This is a genomic window from Kiloniella spongiae, assembly GCF_001026905.1.
GTDB classification, from domain to species: Bacteria; Pseudomonadota; Alphaproteobacteria; order Kiloniellales; family Kiloniellaceae; genus Kiloniella; species Kiloniella spongiae.
Genome location: NZ_LAQL01000040.1, coordinates 1 through 2,509, shown reverse-complemented (window position 1 = coordinate 2,509; position 2,509 = coordinate 1). Strand labels below are relative to the sequence as shown.

The 2,509-nt window shown below is 38.7% G+C and carries 1 protein-coding gene; it reads right to left on the bottom strand.

Going from position 1 to position 2,509, the window contains the following annotated elements; genetic code table 11:
- Positions 1–662: 662 nt before the first annotated feature.
- The coding region (locus tag WH96_RS22175; RefSeq protein WP_047766169.1) for a hypothetical protein at positions 663–2,509 on the bottom strand (1,847 nt) is incomplete at its 5' end.

Here is a 2,509-nt window from a genome sequence, read left to right as displayed (position 1 = left end):
CATTTGCAACAGAAATACAGGCCGCAAATATCACACAATAAATAAATACAAACTTTTTAAATACATTCTGCATTTTTGACTTCGCCTAAAAAAGTCTAATAAAAAATTGGATGTGATTTAAAAAAGCCAAAGAGAGGCGACGTTACCCACTCTAGCAAGTTAATTTTTTCTACTTATTGTGATAAGGCTCATCAGATAACCTCCAAGAATATGTTTCACTCATGAATACTGATGAAAACATCAACAATCCAAGCGCTATTAGCATTTAAAGTAATGCTTTGAACTATTTAGCTATAGCTCTTACTTAAAATGATAATAATATAAATTATTCCAAAAAAGATAGATAAAAACCATATTATATATTCATTTTATAAGTGATAAGATTATCTATAACTATATTGAACACTTTTTCTATTATGGTACAGATGCAACAAATAGGTATTTTTTAGTGTGTTTTCCCACCAAAATGCATCAGAGATATTTTACAAAACCATTAGATAATTCAGCCCCTTTCCACACAGGTTTTACCAATCGTCCTCTCACCGCTTAAATATGCATTTCTCAAAGAGAATTCGGGTAATTTTTAAAGATTCATAAATTATGATCCTTACTCTTCTTCATCTCAACGAGCGGATATTAATTAAATAGATCCACACTTGAATTTATTGTTCATAGGTAATTCCAGACAGGTTAATGAAGAAAATGGATTGAGAGTTCCCCTCAATGCTAATTACTCCATTAGTAGAAATGTTAATGACACCCGGCACGAGATCACTATTACCATGCATCATTACTGAAACATTGAATTGCAACTGTTTTGGTGGAAAAAATCCATCTGGCAAAAACGCCAGATTACTACCACGATCATTGTTGGAAATCTGGAACCCAAATAAGCCACCAGAATCACGGTCTTGCACAGCGATAACACCATTAAGGACAATATTTTTACCTACTTTGGCTGCGGTTGGCATTCCATAATCATCACCAAAACCTCGATCCCCCTCATTCCATTTGTCTGCAACTCTCAATTGAGTCGATGAAGTGCTGTAGTGAATACCAGATAGATCGATCCATTTGTTATATAGATAATTGTTCTCTGACGGAATAATTGTACCATCAGAATGAATTTCCAAATGTGGCCGTTCTTGTGATGACGAGCGTTCCGCATTCACGCTGAACAATAAGGTATCTTCGGGAGCCAAGTGTTCAGGAAGCTTCCAAATCGCGCTACGATTACGATTTCCCCCAACAACACGTCCTTTAAGAGTTACAATATCACCCAAGAGCAAAACCGCGGGACCTCCGTATTGCCCGGTATCCGGTTTCCAATTATTCTGTGAAATACCATTCTGATTAGAACCAGAACTATCTGTTACCTTCTTCTCATTCTCATAAAGGCCTTTTTGACTGGCTAAACTTTGTAAAACAGGATTTTTCCCAGCGTTAGTGCCTCCCGGCTTCAAATCACTCAGTTGAAGTAAATATGCTTTATCAGCACGGCGAACCAAAATTTCGAATTCTTTTGCCGATGGCTGATAATTATCATTATCAGATTGATTCATAGCCTGAGAATTACAGTAATTTCCATTAGTTTGCTGATCCGTGACCCAACCAAACTTGGTATAACTAGAACCGTTAGTCTGCTCCCCCCAATAAATTGAACCAGAAGCACCTAGTAAACCTGTATTGGATTGAGAAAGATTAAGTTTTTTATTTGACTTGATACGGCATACATAAACAGTTTTTATTTTCCCGGTATCATCAACAAACCCTGCAGGAATGGCATATTCAGGTAGTTTATCTCCCACTTTATAAGCTTGCCATAGAGTTCCATCCAAAACAGTAACCGTATAGTTCTTTCCACCCACCGGCTGTTCTTGGTCGCCCCCATTATAGTTAAAATGACACTTACTGTCGCCATTCTGATCCAGGCCAACAGTTCCAATAACTTGTGTATTTTTTACCTGCACCGTGCAAATACCTACATTCGCCGTTGTCCCAGGAATAACAGGATTTAGAAAACCATTGGTATCCGTCGTGTAAGTAACGCCGGAATAAGGATCAACAACAGGTGTAATGACCGATTGTGCCCAATCTTGACAGGTTTCTGTCACAGCAATATTTCCCAGACCGGGTGCACGGGTACAAGTTTTAGTTTGCGCGTTCTGGATGCGCCAACCACCAGGAGCTGCAATAGGAGACCACCATTGGTAGTCCAATTGGGTACATGGTTTTTCGATTAAGTGAGCGCCGTTTTGATAGTTCTCGGGCTGGATACATTCGCCGGTTTTAGTATTGATGAACTTGATATATCCTCTAATATCAATGACATAATTATATTTCGCACCTTTGGCGCAATCGATCATCGTGATTTTACCGTTAGCATCAGGATCAGAAAAACAAGCGGACTCGCTGTCATTTTTAAGCGCTATATTAGATGCGTAGTATTCAGGCGTTGTTTTGTCGGCAACACGATAAACCTGATTGGCAGAACCGGTACAGGACGCCC